Genomic DNA, 23,280 nt, shown 5'->3' with positions numbered 1-23,280 from the left:
GCCGTTAGGATTCGTTTACGCTGGGCAACGAAAGCCAACTTTTCCAGTTTTCCCAGCAACAGGTGCTTTTGCGGGGTAAACAGGGTTCGCTTGGACCGGACAAAAGCAAATGACAATGGTGACACAAGTTCAAGCTCATCCTGAAATTCCGGGGTATAAAACTGCTCGTCAACCGCCACCGACTCAACAAAAAATAACAGGATGCTTTTCTGCAGTAAGGCTTTAAAGTCCATCTCAGTCCGATCCAACAAGGCTTTCGAAGCACTCAAAACCTGCTCTCCAAAATGATAGGTTTTATAAACCATCCGGTCGAGTCTCTGCGTTTGCGCAACGTTTGAAAATGCCGTCATCACCCCATCAGCCAAATCCTCTTTCACATCCTGGATATCGTCCAGCAATTGCAGGTAGGCGCCGTAACCGAAAAGAAAAACCTTTTCTTCTTCACTCAGGTCGCCGGCAATTAAATACCCATCAGCCAAAACGGAGGCCCCTCCTTTGGCCACGCAAATCCGCAGGGCATCTTCTTCCGACACCGTATTTTGTTTAAATAGCTGCATGCTCTCGGTCTGCGCCCGGTGAATTCCCAGTAGCGAATCATAAACACCAGGATACAGCTGCCGGACGTACTGGCCTTCAATCTGCTCAACCATCTGATAGATTTTTTGCTCCTGATGATTCATCGGATCAACCGGTTTTCCGGCCAGCCGACTGGCAAAACGGTGGCTGAACGCCAGTTTTTCGGCTGTCGAAATGAGGGGATCGTCCACAAAATTATCGGTATAAGGATACAGCATGCTGTAGGCAAAAATGGCCGGGGTCATTTCTACGCGCCGCCCCAAAATGAGCTGCAAGCCATTCATGATCCACACATTCCGGCAAGCTTGAAAAACGCTGTCCACCGGCAACTGCGGATCAAAACTCCAAACCTGCTTCACAAAGGTTTTCGTGGACCGCATCATCTCCGGAGAAAACATTTGGTCAATCTCTTCAAGCCGGTACGAAAACGCGTTTAAAAACAAATCGCGCAGTTGTGCTAAAACCAGTTCATCCAGAAAATCGGGTTCAGTATAAACCGGAAGCACATCGGATTCCAGCTTTTTCATCGACTGGAAGAACTGCTCCACACTGGCTTCCCGAAACTTCTTTTCTGCCACGCCATGCGAACAGCCCCAATCGGGTTTCTCCTCCGTGGATTGATACCAGACCTTCATCAACTGATTGGTTAACCGGTGAATTTCCATTGTTTTCTTTTTACTGGATTATACCGACAAATAAAAATAAAGCTTCCCACAAACAAGCTATTTTTCCGATCAACCGATGGAATTCATCGATAAAACAAGGCTGATTGCGACGAAGCCATTATTCAAATTCATTTGGCTAACTTGCAGCAAAATTTATTGCCAGATGAATTCAAGTCGATCAGAATACGAACAGCTCTTTTACAACGATGGTTACCGACTGGGAAAAGAAGCCGCAAAAAATGACTACAAGGAAGCTGATTTGTTTCGGGCCATGGATCAACTGTACCTGGCGATTGACCAACTGATTGAGTCGTTGGCGGTCATGGCTCAAAAACAAAACCGGCCGGTTCACTGCAAAAAAGGGTGCAGCTATTGTTGCCATCAGGCTGTTTTTGCCAACTCCTATGAATTACACTACCTCGGAAATTTCATCCGAAATCACGTCGAATTACCCGGTATCGAGCAGATCCAAAAGGATGCGGCTGCCAAAAATAAAACGACATCGAAACTGGACGAAAAATCGTTGCTGAATCACAAAAGCCCTTGTCCGCTGCTGAAAGACGGCACCTGTTCGGTGTACGCCGCCCGACCAATGGCTTGCCGAATTTACCTTTCAACCAGTGTTAGCTCCTGCATCGAATTTTTTCAACATCCTGCGAACGAAGAAAACTATCCGGCCCTGCTCGAATTTCCACTGATGGCCGGCCGAATGATGAATGAAGGATTTATAGCCGCTTTAAAGGATGCAGGCATTGAAATCGCTGAATTCAGGCTGGAGGAAGGATTGCTGCACCTGTTTCAGTCAGCGTAATCGCCCGTTGGTGGAGTCGATCCTCCGAGACCACGATCGACCGGTTTTTGGTCCGTCTTTCCCGTCGGCGGCGTGGAACCACCAAGCCCTTTGTCTACAATCTCACCTTGCTTATCATCCTGAATCGATCGATTCAATTCGTCATTATTTGCCAGTTGATCTTCCATAGCTATAAATTTAACGTCATAAAAAGCACAATTAAAATAATCCCAAGAACCAAAGTCGCTACCGTAAACCCATTCATCAGATTAATCTGTCTTAACCCACGAAGCGCGTGATCGCGACTGTATTTTCCGGCATCAATCTCCCCGATGGTTTTGTTATGCTTATTTTTTGCCCAGATATGCGACAGCAAATTAATCAACAAAGTCACCACAAAAAATCCCCAGCCTGCAACAAGCAAAGCTTTAAAACTCGTGGTGGCTACGTTACCGGTAATATCTTTGACAAAAGCCATCGAAACAGCAATTGCGCCAGCGCTAATATAGGAAAGTTGTTTTTCGAAAATTTCATTGCTTCTGGTCACCAAACCAACGAGTTCAACACGGTATTTCTTCAATGATTTTGAGGGCTTCTTCATAAGGTAAACATCAGTTATTGTTCAACCGCATACGGATGTCAGCGATTTTTTGTTGCCGCTCCATCGAATAGTTTTGACTTTTTTGCTCAACATACTCCAGTAAAACCAAGGCCTTGTGATAATAAATCTGCTGGCGTAAAAATGTCTCATCCTCCAAGGCGACGTCTCCGAGTTGCTCCAACAAGGAAGCAAAATGCTCCATATTCCCATTCGACAGGAGCTTCTCTTCCAGCACCTCGTTGAAAGACGAATCTTCCAGAAAAAGTACCTCATTTAACTTCAGGTCTAATTCACGCTCCATTTCCGCCCTCACAGCTTTTATTTGTGCAGAGGGCTGATGCGCTTCTTTCAGGCGAAGAATCAATCGTGCCAAAAAAGCGCCCATTTCCTGTATTTGATGCATCAGATAATCGCGTCGTTCCATCATGAGCTTTAAAAATTAACAAAATAGGAAGCTGAGCACAATTTAATCAAAATGGAACAAGTTGATATCAATTAAAGTGTGTTATTTTTGTTTCCATGAAACGAGCAAGCATCGTCAATACACAAAAGGAGATGATTGAAATGCGAGTTCCATCCGCCGGCTGGCGGACCGCAGAAAGCAAACCATTGAATCCTATGAAACCTGAGAAATCCGTACTAATCCTGTTGACTTGCCTGTTTCTGTCCGCTCCATTATGTGCGCAGCGAAGCAGTGCAACGGTTTCCGGGAGCGTTTCCGGAGAAGATGGGCAACCAATCGAACTGGTGAGCGTGACGATAAAAAACCTTCCCATTGGCACGGTAACCGACCGTCAGGGTAAATACCTGCTTCGTATTCCGGCGAATCAGGAAATCATGCTGGTTTTTTCGCACACCGGCTATCACACGCAGGAAAAATCGATTCGGGTGAATCGCGAAGACCGAGTCGAACTGACGATTCAGATGACCATCAATACCGAAGAAATTGACGAAGTGCAGGTTTCGGGCCGACCTGGCAGAAACGGCAACCTGAACCGAATCGATCCGAACTTCACCAACAGCATTCCCGATGCTACAGGCAGTGGTGTGGAAGCACTGATCAAAACTCTTCCGGGAGTCTCGTCGAACAATGAATTGAGCTCACAGTATTCGGTCCGTGGCGGTAATTTCGACGAAAACCTGGTGTATGTGAACGACATTGAAATCTACCGCCCCTTTTTGGTTCGTTCGGGCCAGCAGGAAGGATTGAGCTTTATTAATCCGGACATGGTATCAACCATTGAGTTTTCAGCTGGTGGTTTCGACGCCAAATATGGCGACAAAATGGCTTCGGTGCTGGACATCAAATACCGCAAGCCAACGGCATTCAACGGAAGCGCCAGTCTCAGCCTGCTGGGCGCGACCATGCATGTGGAAGATTTGAGCAAGAACAAAAAGCTAAGCTACATCGGTGGTGTCCGCTACAAAACCAACCGCTATTTACTCGGCAGCCTGGATGAACAAGGGGACTATGATCCCAGCTTTATCGATGTTCAAACCTACATCACCTACCATTTTTCCAACCGGTTTGACTTATCCTTTCTGGGAAATGTAGCCCGAAACAATTACCATTTCGTGCCCGAAACACGGGAAACAACCTTTGGTACCTTTCAAACAGCTTACAACACCAAAATCTATTTTGAAGGACAGGAAAAAGACCATTTTGCCACCTCACTTGGTGCGCTGTCGGCCAATTATCATCCCAATAACCAGCTCAACCTGAAATGGATTGTGTCCGCTTTTCAGACCCGCGAAGAAGTGAACTACGACATCCTGGGTGACTACTATCTAAACGAGCTGGAGCGCGACCTCGCCTCCGAATCGCATGGCGACAGCGTTCTCAACCTGGGCGTGGGCAGCTTTCTGAATCATGCCCGAAACAAATTATCAGCCAAGGTTTACAGCTTTTCTCACAAAGGGGCGTTCAACAGCGCCAATCATTTGCTAAATTGGGAAATCAAGTTTCAGATGGAGGATATCCACGACCGGATGAATGAGTGGGAAATGCGCGATTCAACCGGCTACTCGCTCCCCTACTCTGATCAGGAGGTGACGCTTTTCCGGGTGATCAACACCAACAACCAAATGCGCACCAGCCGTTTTTCGGGCCATTTGCAGGATACCTATTCCGTTCCCATCAACAAGGGCGAGCTGTACTTTACGGGCGGACTTCGTTTTCACTACTGGGATTATACCGACGAGTTTTTGCTGAGCCCCCGCTTTGCCATCAACTACTACCCCGATTGGAAAAGCAATTTTGCGTTTCGCCTGTCCGGAGGAAGTTATCAGCAACCAGCTTTCTTTAAAGAGCTAAAAGACCGCGATGGCAACATCAATCCCGCCGTAAAAGCGCAAAAGTCAAGCCAGTTCGTGTTGGGCTCCGATTACCTTTTCCAGGCTTGGGACCGTCCGTTTAAAATCACTTCGGAATTGTATTACAAGTACTTTTCGCACTTGGTCCCTTACCAGATCGACAATGTGCAGATCCGCTATCTGGGCGATCAGCAAGCGACGGGCTATGCTGCCGGTCTGGATTTCAAGGTAAACGGTGAATTTGTGAGCGGCGTACAGTCGTGGGCCAGCCTTTCGCTGCTGCAAACCAAGGAAAACATCGCAGGCGACGGGCATGGCTGGATTCCGCGTCCAACGGATCAAACCGTCAACCTGAGCTTGTTCTTTCAGGATTATTTCCCCGGAAACCCGAGCTATAAAATGCACCTGGCAGCCTTTTACGGCTCACGCCTGCCAACCGGCCCACCTAATGGCGAGCGCTACCAGGACACGTTCCGGATGCCGCCCTACCGACGTTTGGACATCGGCTTCTCCAAAGTCCTGATTGGTCCCGAAACCCGCACAGGCAGCAAACTGCTCGCCCAGGTAAAAGACTGTTGGCTGAGCCTGGAAGTGCTCAACCTGCTGGGCATCAACAATACGGTTTCGTACTTTTGGGTTTCCAGCCACAGTGGCGACATGTTTGCCGTACCGAATTACCTGACGAGCCGAAAATTAAACCTCAAATTAACCGTAAAATTCTAGCTGATGAAACTTCCTATTTTTCAAGTTGATGCTTTTGCTGAAGCACTGTTCCAGGGAAATCCGGCCGCTGTTGTTCCATTAACCGAATGGCTGAGCGATGCCACCATGCAGTCCATCGCCCTGGAAAACAACCTGTCGGAAACCGCCTTTTTTGTGCCCACCCAGGCGGGCTTCGAAATTCGCTGGTTCACACCCAAATCCGAAGTAGACCTGTGCGGACACGCCACCTTAGCCACCGCCCATGTGATATTCAACGAAGCAGCTTATCCCAAAGATACGATCTCGTTTGGCAGCCGCAGCGGCGAATTGACCGTCACGAAAAAAGGCGATTTGCTGGAACTCAATTTTCCTGTGGACACCATTCGTCCCATTGCAGAACCCACAGCATTGACGAAGGCACTGGGAAACAAGCCAAAAGCTTGCTTTTTGGGAAAGACCGACTATTTGATGGTCTACGAAACGCAGGAGGACATTGAACAACTCAAGCCTGATTTTGGCGTGTTGGCTCAAACCGGCGCTCGTGGAATCATCGCGACAGCTCCGGGAAAAGAAGTGGATTTTGTCAGCCGTTTTTTTGCGCCCGGCGTAGGCATTGACGAAGATCCGGTGACCGGCTCGGCACATACCACGCTAATGCCTTACTGGACCGGGATGCTCGGAAAAACAGACTTGTCGGCCAGGCAAATCTCTGCACGGGGCGGCCAACTGCAGTGCCGCTTGCAAGGTGACCGGGTGCTGATTGCCGGAAGCGCCAAAACCTACCTGCGGGGCGAAATATTTTTGGGATAGCAATCCAAGCTGTTCTCGCTTTCCAGTGGAATAAAAACACAAAGCTTGTCGCGGAAAAACTTTCAGACCCCCCTCTTGTTTGAATCTATAGTCGAAACAAACACGAGAACCGGAAAGCTATGGAAGCACATCAATATACCAATGAACTCATTCACGAAACCTCGCCTTACCTGTTACAGCATGCGCACAACCCTGTCAACTGGATGCCTTGGGGCGATAAAGCATTGAAACAGGCCCGCGATGAAAACAAGTTGCTGCTCATCAGTATTGGTTATGCCGCCTGCCATTGGTGCCATGTCATGGAGCACGAATCGTTTGAAGATCCGGAAGTCGCCCGGGTCATGAACCAACATTTTGTGTGCATTAAAGTGGACCGGGAAGAACGGCCCGACGTGGACCAAATCTACATGAGCGCCGTGCAACTGATGACTCAACGCGGTGGCTGGCCGCTTAACGCCATCGCCCTGCCTGACGGACGTCCGATCTGGGGAGGAACCTATTTTCAAAAAGAAGTCTGGGTAAACGCGCTGGAACAAATCCATGCCTATCACCGTCAGCATCCGGAACGAGCGCTGGAATATGCAGAACGCCTGGGCGAAGGAATCCGCGAAAGCAACCTGGTCCCGATCAGCAAAAACAGTCAGCCGGTAGAGTTGGATCATCTGAAGGCTGCGGTTCAACGCTGGAAACCAAACTTCGACCGGCAGGAAGGCGGCAGCCAGGGCGCCCCCAAATTTATGATGCCCAACAACCTGCAGTTTCTATTGCGCTGGGCGCACCAAATGCAGGACGAGGAAACACAGCAGCATGTTGAAAATAGCCTCGACAAAATGGCGATGGGTGGTCTTTACGACCAGCTTGGAGGTGGCTTTGCGCGCTACTCAACCGACGCGCAGTGGAAAGTGCCGCACTTCGAAAAAATGCTGTACGACAATGGCCAACTGCTAAGCGTTTATGCACAAGCGTTTCAGCAAACACAAAAGCCCCTGTACCGCGAAGTGGTGGAACAAACCATCGAATTTCTGAATCGGGAATTGCTTTCGCCCGAAAACGGCTTTTACTCATCGCTGGATGCTGACAGCGAAGGCGAAGAAGGTAAATTCTACGTGTGGCAAAAACCAGAATTGCAAAAACTGTTAGGCGATGAGTTCCATCTGTTTGCCGATTACTACCAGGTGAATGAAACCGGATACTGGGAAGAGGGCAATTACATTTTGCTTCGCAGGCAAAGCGATGAAACAGTGGCAGCAAAACACCAGCTATCCGTGGACCAGTTGAAACAGAAAATTGACGAATGGAAGCAAATTTTGCTTCCAGTGCGGGAACAGCGGATTCGTCCGGGGCTGGACGACAAAATCCTGACTTCCTGGAATGCCCTGGCCATTTCAGGTTTGGTGAATGCCTACCGGGCCTTTGGAGACGCCGGATACCTGAAATTGGCGGAAGAAAATTTACAATTCCTGAAAGAAAAACAACTGGATCCGGACGGTTCCCTTCGGCATTCCTATAAAAATGGCATCAGCAAAATCGATGGTTTCCTGGAAGATTATGCCTTGCTCATTCAGGCGCTGATGGATTTGTTTGAAACAACGGGCAAGCTCAACTACCTGGAAGATGCCCAGCAATTGACCGATAAAACTTTTCGGGATTTCTTTGATCGGGACAAGGATTTCTTCTATTTCTCCCCGATCACACAAACCGACTTAATTGACCGAAGCATAGAAGTGCATGACAACGTGATTCCTGCCTCCAACTCGGTTATGGCTAACAACCTGTTCAGGCTGGGCCATTTGGCCGGGCAGACCAATTACCTCAAAATTGCGGAAACCATGCTGAGCAAACTGGTGGAAGACTTCCAAAACTACCCTTCGGGCTATTCCAACTGGCTGCAACTGGGGCTTAACTTTACGGGCAATCAATTTGAAGTGGCTGTCACCGGAGAAAAGGCCATCACCAAGTTGCGCGAAATCCAAAAGCACTACCTGCCCAATGCACTATTTTGCGCCGGAACAGGAGCCAGCGATTTGACGCTTTTAAAAGACCGGCTGGCCGTGGGAAAAACCCTGATTTACATTTGTCAAAATCAAACTTGCCATCTTCCGGTCGAAGCAGTTTCTGACGCACTGAAGTTAATGTAAAAGTCAGGCATCGCTTAATCGTCGGGTAAAATATTTTTGACACGCCCTACTTCTCCGGTTTCCAACTGCACCTTGATTCCGTGCGGGTGTTGGGGCGCTCTGGTTAAAATCCGCGCCACATAACCTTCGGTCAGTTCGCCTGTCCGCTGGTGGTGCTTTTGCACAATCTCCACATGACTCTCAATCTGAATATTTGCTCTTTTGGTTCCTTCCATTTTTTTGTTTCGAAGAAACAATTATTTCATCAGATTTTAAAATCAAATTGAAATTGTGAATAAATAGCTTAAATCTTAACAAGCATGGCATCTTGGATATTATGAGATATTTTTATCTTTAAACACAAATACAAGGGCTGTTCATCAGTAAAACATTGAAGCATGGAAGAAAATAAGCACTGGATTTTCTCAAAAGTTAACGCAGAAAACAAGTTTTCCAAAAACTCCATCGAGGCCATTCATTTGGAAAGTTGTCCTCAAAATGGCGATAATTGTAAGGCCCATCGTGCTGTCATTAACGAATGCCTGAAAAATTCGTTCGATTGCTTGCTGGATAGTCAGTATGAAAAGTCAATCAACGAATTAAAAACTGCCTTTGAAAAAACACTGGACATGGAGCACGAAACCTGCGCCAAATGTGCTGAACTTTTTCGTTTAAGAATTACAGCGTCTCTGGAGCAAATCCAGGGAGAGCTTCAGCAAATGACCACCGGGTTTTTCAAGAGTAGCCGGCATAAACCAAGCCTGGAGTACGCGACAACAGTCATTAACGAATTGAAAGGAAAAGTATAGGTAACCGAATGATCAGGGGCTTTTAATTTTCATTTTTCAAATGAGTAAACCGGTTCAACTCCCTGTATTACTCATGGAAACACCATCAAAACCACGGAAAAATGAAAACAATCCTTTTCCTGCTCATTTTTTGTACCGAAGCCTTTTCCCAACCGATTGACCCGGGCGATCCGCGCATGATTTTTCATGATTTCACGGAGGGCACGGTCTATTTAAACGACCGCTCACAAGTACTAGCCCATCTGAATTACGATGCCTACGATGAGCAAATGATTTTCAGAAAAAACAGCGAGGTGATGGCACTGGCCAATCCGGAACTAATTGACCAGGTGGTCATCGGGAACAGAACATTCTACTGGCTGGAAAAAGATATTTTCCTTGAAAAAATTGACACAGCTTCCATTGTCATTTACAAACGTCATCGGCGACAAATGCAGTCTGAAGGAAAGCAGACTTCCTATGGGGGTGTTTCGCAAACCCAAGCCGTAACAACGGTCGACCGGCTAAACCGCGGCTCGGACTACGCGTCGGCCAGCTTGCAGCAAAAAGAATCCTTCACCTTTAAGACCGATGATCTCTTTTACCTCTATCACGATGGGAAATTTGAGAGTTTGGCAACGCCAAAACATGTCTCCAGACTTTTTGGGACCGACAAGAAAGACCTGGCAACATACATGCAAACCCATGACATTGATTTGCAAAACGCCAACCATATCATTCGGTTAATTCAATACGGTCGCAAGAACGCCAAATAACTAACGAATCCGGGAATTCGCTGATCTTCATCTGTTCAGAAACAAAGCACCTCCACCTGACCCAAAGTTCGGTTGTTCAAAAAATAGGAATAAAAAAAATTGCTAACCCATTGTTTTTTAATTTTTAATATTACTTTTATCCGGCAAATCCAAATTTTGGATGTGAATTTTTCTATATTTTTTGAGAGGCGAGGTAGATTAATTTTTTGAGCAACTTAATATAGAGATGATGAAGGAAATGAAGGGATGGATATTTTCACGAACAAAAGCCAGTCGTGAAAGGAATGGGGAGAGTGAACCCATTCAATTTGTGAGTTGTCAGTTCAATGGCAGCAGGTGCGTGCATCAGCGCAATAAAATCAACCAGTGTTTATTTAAGTCTCACGATTCTTTTATCGATAAAGAATACGATGATTCGATCGAAGAATTGAAAGCAGCGTATACCGAGACGCTCGAGATATCGGGTTCTCCATGCGCCAATTGTGCTCAACTGTTTCGGCACCGGATTACGCAATCCATGGAACAAATTCACGGGGAATTGGAGCGAATGACAACCGGGTTTTTCCGGTGGGACTGTCACAAGCCCAGTTACGAGCTGGCCAGTACCACGATCAACGAGTTTCGGGAAAACACTTAAACTCGGTTTGTTGCATCGCCGGCTACTCACCGGTGTCAAGTATTTCGGCTCAAACATTCAGCTTTTTTACTCACAGGACTTCAAATGGTCGCTCAAAACGGCACACGGAAATTCCTATGTCTTATCCGAACTGTTCCGCTGACGGGCGATTGATCGAAATCACTATCTTTGGCATTCAACATGGAACACACATACAAGGATAATGATTCGTTTGTTCTTCTGGCTTTAAAAGAAGGGTAGGAAAAGGCCTACGACTATATTTTCAGGAAATACTACAAAGCCTTATGCGCCCAGGCCAATGCCTATGTCAGCGATTTGGACCTCTCGCAAAGCCTGGTTCAGGACTGCTTTGTCCGCTTTTGGGAAAAGCGCCAACAGGCGACAACCATCGAAAACCTGGCTTCCTATTTTTCGTTCATGGTGCGCAACAAGTGCATCGATCATTTGCGGAAAGAACACCGGCTCCAATCCATCGAAAATTCAAATCTGGATGAAACGGATAACCTGGAATCGGACGCTCTGCTAATTTCGCACGAATTTGAAGAAAAGCTGATCGTAGCCCTCTCTGCCCTACCCGACCGGTGTCGGACGGCCTTTGAATACAGCCGTTTCGAAAACTTAAGCTATCCCGAGATCGCCAACAAAATGGACATCTCCGTCAAAGCAGTCGAAGCGTTAATAAGCCGCTCATTGAAAATTCTGCGAAAGGAACTGAAAGATTATCTTCCGGTGCTTGCTTTCTTGTTTCGCATCATCCCCTAAGTCGATTCCGGAGGAAAAAAAGGCTTCTCACCATTGAAAAATCAGCTGGAAAGTGGTAATTTCAGAAACTTTAAAAGCTCAATCCATGAAAAACCTGGCCCTGCTCCTTTTGCTTGTATCCTTTCCCCTTGTCTTAATAGCACAAGACCGGATCACCGGTCTGAACTTTGCGACACGCAGTGAAGTCATCGCCCAAAACGGAATGGCCTGCACCAGCCAGCCATTAGCCACACAGGTGGCACTCGACATCTTAAAATCTGGCGGAAATGCGATCGACGCTGCGATTGCAGCGAATGCCGTTTTGGGCTTGGTTGAGCCCACCGGAAATGGCATCGGCGGCGATCTCTTTGCCATTGTATGGGATGCCAAAACGAAACAGCTCTATGGACTAAATGCCAGCGGTCGCTCGCCTTACAACCTGACGCTGGACTATTTCGAAGAAAATGGCTACGACAAGATTCCTGCCCTGGGACCACTTCCGGTATCGGTTCCCGGATGTGTAGACGGATGGTTTGAACTCAGCCAAAAATTTGGAAGCCTCCCCATGAGTGATATCCTGGCTCCCGCCATTCACTATGCGCGCGAAGGATTTCCGCTGACAGAACTCATTGCCTACTACTGGAAGCGAAACGCTGAAATACTGCAAGACTATCCTGGTTTTGCCGAGGTTTTTCTACCCAACGGCCAGGCCCCTGCAAAAGGTGAAATCTTCAAAAATCCCTACCTGGCCAATACCCTGGAGCGAATAGCCAAACAAGGGCGTGACGTTTTTTATCGGGGTGAAATCGCTCGCGAAATCGTGGAGTACCTGCAGGCACAAGGCGGCTTTTTGAGCATGCAGGATTTGGAAGATCACACATCGGAGTGGGTGGATCCAATTTCGACGAACTACCGCGGGTTTGATGTGTGGGAACTGCCACCCAACGGCCAGGGAACAGCCGTACTGCAAATGCTCAACGTGCTGGAACAATACGACATTTCGAACATGGGCTTTGGCTCGCCCGAATACATGCACCTGTTTATTGAAGCGAAAAAACTGGCCTTTGAAGACCGGGCAAAATATTATGCCGATCCCAAGTTCAACCAACTGCCGGTGGAACAATTGATATCGAAAAAATACGCCCGCGAACGGTCAAAACTGATCCAGCTGGACAAAGCCAGCCGCAGCTTTCCGGCAAGCGAACTGGAACAGGGCAATACCATTTACTTAACCACAGCCGACAAAGAGGGCAACATGGTCTCGCTGATTCAGAGCAATTACCGCGGCATGGGCTCGGGAATGACGCCCGGAAAACTGGGCTTTGTATTACAGGACCGGGGCGAATTATTTGCGCTCGAAAAGGAACATTTAAATGTGTATGAACCCCACAAACGGCCGTTTCACACCATTATCCCGGCATTCATAACCAAAGATGGAGAGCCGTTCATTAGCTTCGGACTCATGGGCGGCGCCATGCAACCGCAAGGTCATGTGCAGGTCGTCTGCAACCTCATTGACTTTGGCATGAACTTGCAGGAAGCCGGCGATGCTCCCCGGATACGACACGAAGGCTCGAGCCAGCCGACAGGCGAGCGAATGACGGATGGTGGCACAACCTACCTGGAAAGTGGATTTGACTATCCAACCATTCTCAACCTGTTGGGCAAAGGGCATCAGATTCAGTTCTCCAAAGGAGGCTATGGCGGCTATCAGGCGATTCAATGGGACAAGAAAAATCAGGTTTTCCTGGGAGCGTCCGAATCCAGAAAAGATGGTCAGGCTGCTGGCTACTAACAGACTAACGTGAGCCCTTCGCTTTTTCAAACAACGGCTGTAAAAATAGTTGCTTTTTGATGTAGGGTGCTCCGCCTCCGGCTTCGTCTAAATGAAAAGCGGAGGATAAGAACGGTGAATAAAAAACAAATCGAATCATTACTGATGAAGTCCCTGAGCCAACAAGCGGACGAGGGAGAAGAGCGAACGATCCAAGAGTGGATCAAGCAATCGTCAAAAAATAAGCGCTCATTTGAAGCTTACCAGAAACTCTGGAATGATTCGAATAAGCTCATGATCCCTGGAAAAATTGACGTGGAAGCCGCGCTTCAACAATCAAAAAAACACATTCCCCAGTTTCGCAAAAAAACCCGCTGGCTGTCGGTTTGGCCCCAGGTGGCAGCTGTTTTGGTACTATCCATTTTTATTTCTTCGGTCTTCACATTCCTTATCAAGCCGGACGTTAACAAGGATGAACAGGTCATCTACCAGGAAATAAAAGCCGCCTATGGTACCCAGACGAAATTGGAATTACCGGACGGAACCGCCGTTTGGCTCAATGCAGGAAGCCAGCTAAATTTTCCCATTTCGTTTAAGAACCTGGATGAGCGAAAAGTCACCCTGATTGGTGAAGGTTTCTTCGAGGTGACCAAAAATGCCCAACAACCGTTTGTCGTTTCTACATCGAAGCTGGATATCCAAGTGCTGGGTACGTCTTTTAATGTGAATGCCTACGAAAATGAAAACAATATCACTGTTGCACTGAAAGAAGGAAAAGTGAGCCTGCTGCAACAACTTCGGGGAAAGCAACAACAGGTGCTAAGCCTGAACCCTTCGGAGGTGGCGAGCTATGACATCAAAAACAACAAAATCATTCATTCAACCGAGAGCGACCTGGATCGCTATATCGCCTGGAAAGACGGCCTGATTGTGTTCTTCGACGACCCGATGGGAAAGGTGATCACCCGCCTGGAGAACTGGTACAATGTTGAGATTGAAGTAAACGACCAAAAGCTGCTCGAAGAAAACATTACGGGGACCTTCAACGATAATTCGCTGGATCAGGTGCTGTATCTGCTGAGCCTGATGTCTCCAATTGACTATCATTACACAACAGATAAAAATGGGATGAACAAGCAAAAAATTATTTTATCAAGAAAATAAGCAACATGCCTATGTGAAAAACCTGATTAAAAAAAACAGGAAAGTGTTGACGCACCTCCCTGTTCAAATTTTCAACCTGAACGGCAAATTCAGGCCAATTAAAATTGTATTAACTAATACGTTACAAATCTATGGAAAAAAATGTAAATGTGCTGACCATCTTGCAAAAGATCGTCCGCTTAAGAGTTTTTATTATTATGAAACTAACGGTATTTTTTCTCTGCTTATCGGTTTTAGGCAGCATCGCATCGGAAACCTACTCTCAAAGTTCAAAGATCTCGTTGAACCTGAATCAAACATCCATTAAAAATGCATTGAAGGAGATTGAAAACACCAGCAATTATTACTTTCTCTACAACAACGACTTAATTGATGTTGAAAAAAAGGTCAGTGTTAAAATTGACAATCAAAGCATTGACAAAGTGTTGGATGAATTATTTGAAGGCGAAAATGTCAAATACACGGTATTGGATCGCCAGATTGTCATTACACCAACGAATGAAAGCGCTTCATCAATCGTGTCGCAAGCCACAATTACCGGGAAAGTAACGGACAGCAGCGGACAACCGTTGCCAGGTGTAACGGTGCTGATTAAAGGAACAGTAAAAGGAACCATTACGGATTTTGATGGTGACTTTTCCATTGAAGCTTCAACGGGCGATGTGTTGGTCTTTTCTTTTATTGGTATGGCCAGCCAGGAAATTCCTGTAGGAACACAAAGAACCATCAATGTAGGCATGGCCGAAGCAACCATCGGTGTCGATGAAATCGTCGTGGTTGGTTATGGGGTTCAAAAACGTTCCGATATTACCGGTTCGGTAACATCGGTATCTCAGGAACGGCTGAGCAAGTTGCCGGTATCAAATGTTATGCAAGCAGTACAAGGCTCTGTTTCGGGGGTTAACATTCAACAGGTTTCTTCCATCCCCGGTGAAGCGCCTTCAATCCTTGTTCGCGGTGGCGGATCACTGACGGCATCGACCGATCCTTATGTGGTCGTGGACGGCATTCCGATCACAAAAATGGGAGGCTCAATCAGCGACATCAATCCCAACGACATTGAATCGATCGAAATCCTGAAAGATGCCTCAGCAACTGCGATCTATGGTATGAATGGAGCAAATGGCGTCATATTAATCACAACAAAAAGTGGTGGCACCGCTGAACCCCAAATCAGGTATTCGGGGTACTATGGCGTCGAAGAATTTGCTCATGTTCCCGAAATGGTATCCCCCGAAGGCTTGCTTGAACGTTATGCCGAAGGAAACCGGATCAATGGTTCTCCCTTGTATCAAGCTCCGGTGAAGTACCAGTATGAAGTGGAAAACTATGAAAACGGTCATACAATTGACTGGATTGACGCTGTCTCTCAGACAGGGATTCAGCAAAATCATAATATTAGTCTTTCAGGGAAGAACGAAAATATCAATTATTACATTTCTGGTGATATTTTGGACCAGAAAGGTGTTGTAAAAGGCTACAATTACAAACGTTATTCTTTCAGAACAAACATTGATGCACAGGTTACCAGTTATCTAAAAGTGGGAACAAACTCATCGATTGTGGCACACAACCGGGATGGTGGCCGGGCCAACCTGCTAAACGCAGAGGCCATGAGTCCTTACGGAAGAATGTATGAAGAAGACGGATCTTACACCATCTACCCGATGTTCGGTGAAACCTTATGGGCAAATCCTTTGCTTCCAACAGAGACAGACCCTGAACGTCGCGAATTCAATATTAATTTGAATGGTTTCGCCAATGTCACCTTTGGCGACATCTGGAAGCCACTGGCAGGACTAACATATAAGCTCAATGCCGGCTATTCTTACATTCCCAGACGCACAAATACCTATACTGGTGAAGCGCAAAACGACCTGCTGGGAACGGCAGAAATTCACAATTATGAGACTCAAGCGTACACGGTTGAAAACATCTTGCAATACAACCGTGACATAAACAGGCATCATTTTGACATTACCGCTGTTTACTCGTCACAAGAGCGTAACTATATCGACAACTGGGCACAAGCACGCGACTTTGTAAACGACGAACTGGAATGGAACAGAATGCAGGCTGGTGCAAGTTCCAGCGTAAGCTCCTATGCCGACCGGTATGCCGCACTATCACAAATGGGACGTTTGAATTACTCGTTCGACAGCCGTTATCTGTTTACGTTTACCGTTCGCAGAGATGGTTCATCTGTATTTTCAGAAGACCTCAAATATGGTGTTTTTCCATCCGTGGCATTGGGATGGAATATGCGTCGTGAGAATTTTCTCATGGGTGCGGACAACATTACGAACCTAAAGCTTCGGTTTTCATACGGAAAGTCAGGAAACGAGGCTGTTGGAGTATACCGGACATTTACGACCATGCGCGACGTGCAGATCCCCTTTGGCGGAGCAACCAACATTGCCATGGTTACTGACCGTTTGGGAAACAGCGACTTAAGCTGGGAGACCAAAGAAAGCTTAAACGTTGGGTTAGATTTCGGTTTCTTTAATAACCGGATCAACGGAACGCTTGATGTTTATTCTGCAACCAACACCGATCTGTTGCTGTCACGCAGATTGCCTGCTGCCTCTGGATTTTCGTCGGTAACCGCCAATATCGGTGAAACATCAACCGAAGGCCTGGAACTAACCTTAAATACGGTGAATGTTGATTCAAAAGATTTTCGTTGGAACAGTTCCATCGTCTTTTCTACCAACCGGTCCGAGATCGTCGAGTTATATGGAGATGGTGAAGACGACTTAGGCAGTGGATGGTTTATCGGTGAACCGATCGGCGTAATCCGCGATTATAAAAAAGCCGGAATATGGCAGGAAGACGAGATTGCCAACGGAGACCACTCAGATTGGGATCCGATTGCCAAACCAGGTGATGTAAAATTAGAAGACGTTAGTGGTCCTGACGGAGTACCTGACGGTGTTATCACAGACGACGACCGCGTAATTCTCGGACAAACTGCTCCAAAATGGACGGGCGGGTTAACCAATACCTTTACGTATAAAAACTTCACCTTAAATGTATTTATCCAGACCGTACAAGGCGCCATGCGTAACAATGCCCATATTGGTATGGCTTCAGACGAAATCGAGCGCAGGAACAGTTTTGCTGAAATCGGCTTCTGGACGCCGGAAAACCAAAGCAACGAATGGCGCTCACTGAATAAAAACTCCAATCCTCACGGTTATGGATTCCCGGTGAAGAATAACTTTACCCGGATAAAAGATATTACACTGAATTACGACGTTCCTAAAAGGATCCTGGACAAAGCAGGATTTAACGCTTTAAGTTTGTATGTCAGCGGACGTAACCTGTATACCTTCACCGACTGGATTGGATGGGATCCTGAAGAAAGAAGCATTGGTCGTGGTTCAAATAACTGGGAAATCAATTACCCAAGTGTAAGAACAGTAGTATTCGGTATTAATCTAACATTATAAAGCTTACAACGATGAAAACGAATAAGATTCACATCATATCATTATTGATGGCCTTTACGCTGATGGCCATCTCATGTAGCGAAGATTTTTTGGATGAAAAGCCAATGTCGTCGTATGCACCTGAAACACTATCGGATGAAGCAGGTATTGAAGCCGCTTTAAAAGGATTGCATTACAATTTTGGAACCATCTGGACCTGGGCTGGCCGCCAAGGCTGGACTGCCGTATGGCACGAAGGAACCGACGTAGCTTCGCCAGGAGGAATCGAAGGCGTTGAGATCCCTTTCTTTAAATACGAAGAATTAAACGCGGAAAATGCAGCCGTTAGTCGGATGTGGGAAAGATGCTATCTGATCATTAACAATGCCAATACCGCTTTGAAAGCAATCGGTGAAGATGGCGATCCCGAAAAAATTGCTGAAGCATTATTCTTCCGGGGCTATTGCTACAATATCCTGGCAACACTTTACGGGGATGTTCCACTTCTTATTGAGCCAACCTCATCGGCGCGAACGGATCTGGTACGTACACCGATTGAACAAGTAAACGGCCAGATTATTGAAGATTTAAAATACGCGGCAACTAATTTACCAACCATTGAGAATGCCGTCAACGAAAGCCGTGCCAATAAGCACATGGCCCAGCAATGTTTGGGAGAAGTCTATTTACGTGTTGGAGAGCCTGCTTTAGCTGAAGCTGCATTAACTGACGTGATCACCAGCGGACTTTTCTCGCTTGTCGAGCAGCGCTATGGTATTGCTTTGGGTGTCAATGGCGATTATTTCAGTGACATGTTCAAATTCGGTAACCAACGACGCTCTCAGGGAAATACGGAAGCGATCTGGACTTTTGAACTGGAATATAACAAAGGTGGTATTTCCGGCGGTTTTACCGAAGCTCCCCAGCAGCGCCGTAACTGGGTACCGGCCTATCACAATGTTCCGGGGATGACCTATGTCTACGAAGGTGTAGGCGATGATTTTGTGCATCCTTACGGAGGCCGGGGTAATGGTCGTATGCGGCCAAGTGATTGGGTTAAATACCAACTGTACGAAGATGGAGACATCCGAAACTCGGAAAATAACATCACCAGAACATTCTACTATAACCAACCGGGATACAGTGCAACGATTGGTGTCGATGCCAAGGGTTACCGGGTAGCTGCAGATTCGCCTCAGGCTGTTAAGGTGATCGAAGTTCAGGAAGGGGATACCGCGGTGCTTGCAGCGAGCGATACCTTGGAAGTAGCGTTCCCTTATACGCGCAAATGGGATTCGTTCGATCCGACTGACCAGTGGGGTTGGACCAATATTAAAGATTTCCCGATGATGCGATTAGGTGAAACTTACCTGCTTCGGGCTGAAGCTCGTTTCAAACAAGACAATCCTGGTGGCGCTGCCGACGACATTAATGTATTGCGCGACAGGGCATTTAAAATGGCCCGTCAGGAAAGTGGAAATGCTGATCTTGGGAAAGTAAGTTCCTCCGATATCACCATGGATTTCATTCTCGACGAACGCGCTCGTGAATTGTTTGCCGAAGAAAACCGCCGGATCACGCTGATGCGGACCGGAACCTTAATTGAACGCGCCAGGCTAAATACCGATAGTTCGATTAAAGGAACCATTAGCGGTTTAGATCCGCGCATTCTACTACTACCAATCCCGCTAAGCGAAATTCAGCGAAACAAAGACGCTGTTTTGGAACAAAATCCGGGCTACTAACCAAGCGAAACCTCGGTTTTCAATAGGGAAACCCAAATAAAAGTTTAAATTTGCCTCATGTCGTATTGTCGGCATGAGGCTTTTTTCAATGCTTCATAACCTAAACGGACTTCAACCATGGCTTACCAATTAAAATCACAGGCACTTAAAATTGTTTCCCTTCTTGTTTTCCTTGTTTGGGGATCCTGCATCCAGGCTGCAAACCATCCGGAAACCAGTCAACCCACCCAACTCTCGGTCAACTTGCTCACCAATGCCGATCAGGTTTTTCTGAATGGCTATCCGGTACAAACATCCTTGCATAAGGCCATTTCACAACGAGAAAATTTTCAATTCACAGCGATTGCTCAACGACAACCGTTTTTTGGCTGGGTGGTCAATTCCAATCAAAAGAACACCCTGCAGGTGGGCTACCAAATCCTGGTCGCTTCGTCGCTCAGTCAGATCCAAAATCACAAAGGAGACTACTGGGATTCGGGCAAAGTCGAAGGTAGTCAGTCCATCAATCGGAGCTATCAAGGGAAAGACCTCCTACCCGACTCCGTTTACTTCTGGAAAGTCAAAACCTGGGACAATCATGGTGTCGAATCCCCATGGTCCGCGGTCTCGCAATTCAAGATGGCTCCGGAGCTGACCGACTACGCCACCGCCCGCTACCCCTTGCAAAAGCAGGATGATTATCCCAAGGCGATTCAATCAATGTCAGAAAATCTGGCGTTCATCGATTTCGGCAAAGCAGCTTTTGGCCGTTTGCGGCTGACCTTGGACGGGAACGAAGGAGAAACAATCACCCTGCGACTTGGCGAAGTCATGAACAACAAGCGAATTGATCAGAATCCCGGAGGAAGCAGGCGTTACGCCGAATACCAGCTTGATTTAAAAAATGGCCGCAACACCTACATCATTGCCATCGCACCTGATCGGCGAAATACCGGACCCCGTGCGATCCCCATCCCGGAATATATTGGCGATGTGTTGCCTTTCCGCTATTGTGAAATAGAAGGGTATTCAGGTCCGCTCGAGAAACACCAGATCATTCGCGAAACGGTGTTCTATCCTTTTGATGAATCGGAATCCTTTTTTACCAGTTCCGACACGGTATTGAACCAGGTTTGGGAATTGTGTAAATACTCCATGAAGGCCACCTCCTTTGCCGGAGTTTATGTGGATGGCGACCGCGAACGCATTCCCTACGAAGCCGATGCACTGATCAACCAGTTAAGCCACTATGGTGTCGCCCGCGAATACAGCATCGGCCGTTACACCCACGAGTACCTGATTCATCACGCCACGTGGCCCACCGAGTGGATCCTGCAGTCCGTCCTGATGGCGTGGATCGACTACAACTACACTGGCAATAAAGAATCGCTGGAGGAATTTTATGCCGATTTGAAAGCCAAAACCTTGTTACCTCTGGCCGACGAAACGGGTCTGATCAGCACCCGAACCGGGAAAGTGACACCGGAAGTCCTGAAGTCGATCCATTTAAACGATAACCTGCGTGACATTGTAGACTGGCCGCACACGGGCATTCTTGGCCTGGGTAAAAATGAAGCCGGCGAAACCGATGGCTTTGTGTTTCAGGATATGAACACCGTGGTCAATGCCTATCATTATTACGCGTTGAAAGTGATGGGCACCATTGCCGCACAACTGGAAAAACCCGACGAAAGCGACTTCTACAACCGCCGTGCTGGTCAATTGAAAAGCACCTTCAATGCCAAATTAATCGATCCGAAACGGAAGATCTATACGGACGGCATCGGAACTGATCATGCTTCGTTGCATGCCAACATGTTTCCCCTCGCTTTCGGATTGGCCCCTGACAAGTATGTCGATGAAATCAACGCTTTCATTCGCTCCCGCGGAATGGCGTGCAGCGTCTATGGCTCGCAGTTTCTGATGGATGCCGTTTACGATGGACACAACGCCGACTATGGGTTGGAATTGCTGACCTCGACCGGTGAACGAAGCTGGTACAACATGATCCGGGCTGGTTCGACCATCACGATGGAAGCCTGGGACAATAAGTACAAACCCAACCAGGACTGGAACCACGCCTGGGGAGCGGTGCCTGCCAATACCATCCCGCGCAAGCTGATGGGCATTGAACCGCTGAAGCCAGGGTTCAGCAAAATACAAATCAAGCCCCAACCGGGTGATTTGAAACAGGCTGAAATTAAACATCCAACCATTCGAGGCGACGTTTTGGTCTCCTTTCAGAATGAGCCGGACAAAAGCTTTCGGCTGGCGGTACGCATCCCGGCAAACACCACAGCTGACGTTTTCCTGCCTTTCTGGTCAAAAAAACAGGCGGTTACCATGAACGGGCAAAAAGTGGACTTCCGGAATACAGGCCAATTTATCCGGATTGAAGGAGTCGGATCAGGTACGCACGAGTTCGAAGTAACGCTTTAGTCGAACGGTATTTGAAGTGATCGTTCCGTTGGATCAATTGATATTCCGGTGCTGGAAAACAAAAACAAGGCGATTATGAAAAAAACCCGGAGGGTTTAACAACAAAATGTTATATCCAGTTTTAACCCACCTTGTAAGCTTTACATCCAAAAATCAGAAAAATCGGATTATTATAACACACTGATTTATTGACTCTTACAAGCTCAACAACTCCTAAGGCGTACATTATCAATACAATGACGATGTGAGATTTTTCAGATTTCATTGTGCACCTACCTGACAAGTTGACAAACAGTGAGTTAAAGCCCGTTTTGAATCTCTTAAATTCTTTTATACGAGTTATTTATATCTCGCTGCCTTATTTTATGCCTTCGGTGCATCTGGTCAAAAAACTGTTCTTCAGTCATTTCTTTATAGGGCTTGAAGACGAACCATTTCTTGATGTCGTTGGCCGAAAGCAGCGGAAGTTCCTCGAAGTTTCGTAGTTTTTCCTTGAGTATAAACGAAGAAATCATAAAGTGCAAGGCAACCTGATGTTGCCACGCCAGCCACTTTCGGGTCTGAAACTGGTCGATTCCCAGTATTTGCTTGGATTCTTTGATGCAGTGTTCGACAAAGAACCGCTGAGCCTGCATGTACGCCAAGGCTTGGTGTGTGTATTGTTCCAGATTGGCATTGGTGAACGAATATTTTATTTCAATCGTGTTCTTTGCTGATTTTGTTTTTCGAATGACCAGCATCCGCGGCTCTATTTCGTTGATGTTTTTGTTCCAAATGAATACCCTGGCAAAGTGATACTCCCCGGTCAGTTTCCCTTTGGTTGTATTGCGGACCTTGATCTTTTCCCAATCACCGGGCTAAAGATTTTCCATGTACTTGGTTACAAGTCTAAGTGTTTTCCAACCGTGTTTTATTCTTTTAGCTTTTTAATTATCATTTTATCGTCTGGCAAATATTTTTGGTATTTCTTCGGTAAATCTTTTGTCAATTGATATTCTGCAACTCCAATAGGTTTGTTTGTTGTCCTCAAAGCATATTCAACTTCTAAGTTGTCTTTCTCAGCACAAAGCAATATTCCAATTGATGGATTTTCATTTTCTGTCTTTTCTGTATTATCTAAAATTTCGAGATAGAAATTCAATTTTCCAGCATACTCAGGTTTAAATTCTCCAACTTTTAGTTCTTATGTGGCGTAATCAATTATGTGTGATTAAATACTCCCCATCTTGGAA

The 23,280-nt window shown here is 46.7% G+C and carries 18 protein-coding genes and 2 pseudogenes; 13 read left to right on the top strand and 7 right to left on the bottom strand.

Annotated elements, in window-relative coordinates; translation table 11 throughout:
- Positions 1-1,241 (bottom strand): hypothetical protein (locus AAC033_RS13095; protein ID WP_339738814.1); only part of this gene is annotated, 1,241 nt, incomplete at its 3' end.
- 163 nt (positions 1,242-1,404) lie between these two features.
- On the opposite strand from AAC033_RS13095, the gene AAC033_RS13090 reads away from it, so the two are divergent.
- Positions 1,405-2,052, top strand: a complete 648-nt coding sequence (locus AAC033_RS13090) for a YkgJ family cysteine cluster protein (protein WP_339738812.1) — start codon at positions 1,405-1,407, stop codon at positions 2,050-2,052.
- Here the strand turns inward: AAC033_RS13090 and AAC033_RS13085 are convergent.
- Genes AAC033_RS13085 through AAC033_RS13075 form a run of 3 tightly spaced genes read right to left on the bottom strand, consistent with a single transcriptional unit; the run spans position 2,040 to position 3,059 of the window.
- Positions 2,040-2,219, bottom strand: coding sequence for a hypothetical protein (locus AAC033_RS13085; RefSeq protein WP_339738810.1), 180 nt, complete (start codon positions 2,217-2,219; stop codon positions 2,040-2,042). The genes AAC033_RS13090 and AAC033_RS13085 overlap by 13 nt on opposite strands.
- Before the next feature lie 2 nt (positions 2,220-2,221).
- Positions 2,222-2,632, bottom strand: a complete 411-nt coding sequence (locus tag AAC033_RS13080) for a hypothetical protein (RefSeq protein ID WP_339738808.1) — start codon at positions 2,630-2,632, stop codon at positions 2,222-2,224.
- Between the two features lie 10 nt (positions 2,633-2,642).
- Positions 2,643-3,059, bottom strand: coding sequence for a hypothetical protein (locus AAC033_RS13075; protein WP_339738806.1), 417 nt, complete (start codon positions 3,057-3,059; stop codon positions 2,643-2,645).
- A 92-nt stretch (positions 3,060-3,151) separates the two neighbouring features.
- Between AAC033_RS13075 and AAC033_RS13070 the strand changes: the two genes are divergently transcribed.
- The 3 genes from AAC033_RS13070 to AAC033_RS13060 all read left to right on the top strand — a co-directional run bounded on the left by AAC033_RS13070 (position 3,152) and on the right by AAC033_RS13060 (position 8,595).
- Positions 3,152-5,668, top strand: a complete 2,517-nt coding sequence (locus tag AAC033_RS13070; protein ID WP_339738804.1) for a TonB-dependent receptor — start codon at positions 3,152-3,154, stop codon at positions 5,666-5,668.
- A 3-nt stretch (positions 5,669-5,671) separates the two neighbouring features.
- Positions 5,672-6,457, top strand: coding sequence for a PhzF family phenazine biosynthesis protein (locus AAC033_RS13065; protein ID WP_339738802.1), 786 nt, complete (start codon positions 5,672-5,674; stop codon positions 6,455-6,457).
- 119 nt (positions 6,458-6,576) lie between these two features.
- Positions 6,577-8,595 (top strand): thioredoxin domain-containing protein, encoded by a 2,019-nt coding sequence (locus AAC033_RS13060; RefSeq protein WP_339738800.1) that lies wholly within the window; start codon positions 6,577-6,579, stop codon positions 8,593-8,595.
- A gap of 14 nt (positions 8,596-8,609) precedes the next feature.
- Here the strand turns inward: AAC033_RS13060 and AAC033_RS13055 are convergent, their stop codons facing one another.
- On the bottom strand, positions 8,610-8,810 hold the full coding sequence (locus AAC033_RS13055; RefSeq protein ID WP_339738798.1) for a YwbE family protein: 201 nt from the start codon (positions 8,808-8,810) through the stop codon (positions 8,610-8,612).
- A 162-nt stretch (positions 8,811-8,972) separates the two neighbouring features.
- On the opposite strand from AAC033_RS13055, the gene AAC033_RS13050 reads away from it, so the two are divergent.
- The 9 genes and pseudogenes from AAC033_RS13050 to AAC033_RS13010 all read left to right on the top strand — a co-directional run bounded on the left by AAC033_RS13050 (position 8,973) and on the right by AAC033_RS13010 (position 22,048).
- A complete protein-coding gene (locus tag AAC033_RS13050) occupies positions 8,973-9,383 on the top strand; it encodes a hypothetical protein (protein ID WP_339738796.1) in 411 nt (136 codons plus the stop codon).
- A 101-nt stretch (positions 9,384-9,484) separates the two neighbouring features.
- A complete protein-coding gene (locus tag AAC033_RS13045) occupies positions 9,485-10,138 on the top strand; it encodes a hypothetical protein (RefSeq protein ID WP_339738794.1) in 654 nt (217 codons plus the stop codon).
- A 229-nt stretch (positions 10,139-10,367) separates the two neighbouring features.
- Positions 10,368-10,775, top strand: coding sequence for a hypothetical protein (locus AAC033_RS13040; RefSeq protein ID WP_339738792.1), 408 nt, complete (start codon positions 10,368-10,370; stop codon positions 10,773-10,775).
- 255 nt (positions 10,776-11,030) lie between these two features.
- A pseudogene (locus AAC033_RS13035) lies at positions 11,031-11,537 on the top strand (RNA polymerase sigma-70 factor); the annotation flags it as partial.
- 85 nt (positions 11,538-11,622) lie between these two features.
- Entirely contained in the window at positions 11,623-13,311 is a 1,689-nt protein-coding gene (ggt, locus tag AAC033_RS13030; protein ID WP_339738790.1) for a gamma-glutamyltransferase, read from the top strand.
- A 144-nt stretch (positions 13,312-13,455) separates the two neighbouring features.
- Positions 13,456-14,454 (top strand): FecR domain-containing protein, encoded by a 999-nt coding sequence (locus AAC033_RS13025; RefSeq protein ID WP_339738788.1) that lies wholly within the window; start codon positions 13,456-13,458, stop codon positions 14,452-14,454.
- A 131-nt stretch (positions 14,455-14,585) separates the two neighbouring features.
- Positions 14,586-17,906, top strand: a complete 3,321-nt coding sequence (locus AAC033_RS13020; RefSeq protein ID WP_339738786.1) for a TonB-dependent receptor — start codon at positions 14,586-14,588, stop codon at positions 17,904-17,906.
- An 11-nt stretch (positions 17,907-17,917) separates the two neighbouring features.
- Positions 17,918-19,630: a RagB/SusD family nutrient uptake outer membrane protein gene (locus tag AAC033_RS13015; protein WP_339738784.1), complete on the top strand. Its 1,713-nt coding sequence runs from the start codon at positions 17,918-17,920 to the stop codon at positions 19,628-19,630.
- Between the two features lie 117 nt (positions 19,631-19,747).
- Positions 19,748-22,048 (top strand): family 78 glycoside hydrolase catalytic domain, encoded by a 2,301-nt coding sequence (locus tag AAC033_RS13010; RefSeq protein WP_339738782.1) that lies wholly within the window; start codon positions 19,748-19,750, stop codon positions 22,046-22,048.
- A 320-nt stretch (positions 22,049-22,368) separates the two neighbouring features.
- Here AAC033_RS13010 and AAC033_RS13005 read toward each other — a convergent pair whose 3' ends face one another.
- The gene (locus tag AAC033_RS13005) at positions 22,369-22,788 is read right to left on the bottom strand and encodes a hypothetical protein (RefSeq protein ID WP_339738780.1); all 420 of its coding nucleotides are present in this window, start codon (positions 22,786-22,788) and stop codon (positions 22,369-22,371) included.
- Between the two features lie 170 nt (positions 22,789-22,958).
- Positions 22,959-23,219: pseudogene (locus AAC033_RS13000) on the bottom strand (PDDEXK nuclease domain-containing protein); the annotation flags it as partial.
- Between the last annotated feature and the right edge of the window lie 61 nt (positions 23,220-23,280).

Source organism: uncultured Sunxiuqinia sp. (assembly GCF_963974515.1).
GTDB lineage: Bacteria > Bacteroidota > Bacteroidia > Bacteroidales > Prolixibacteraceae > Sunxiuqinia.
This window is presented reverse-complemented; position numbering and strand designations above follow the sequence as displayed.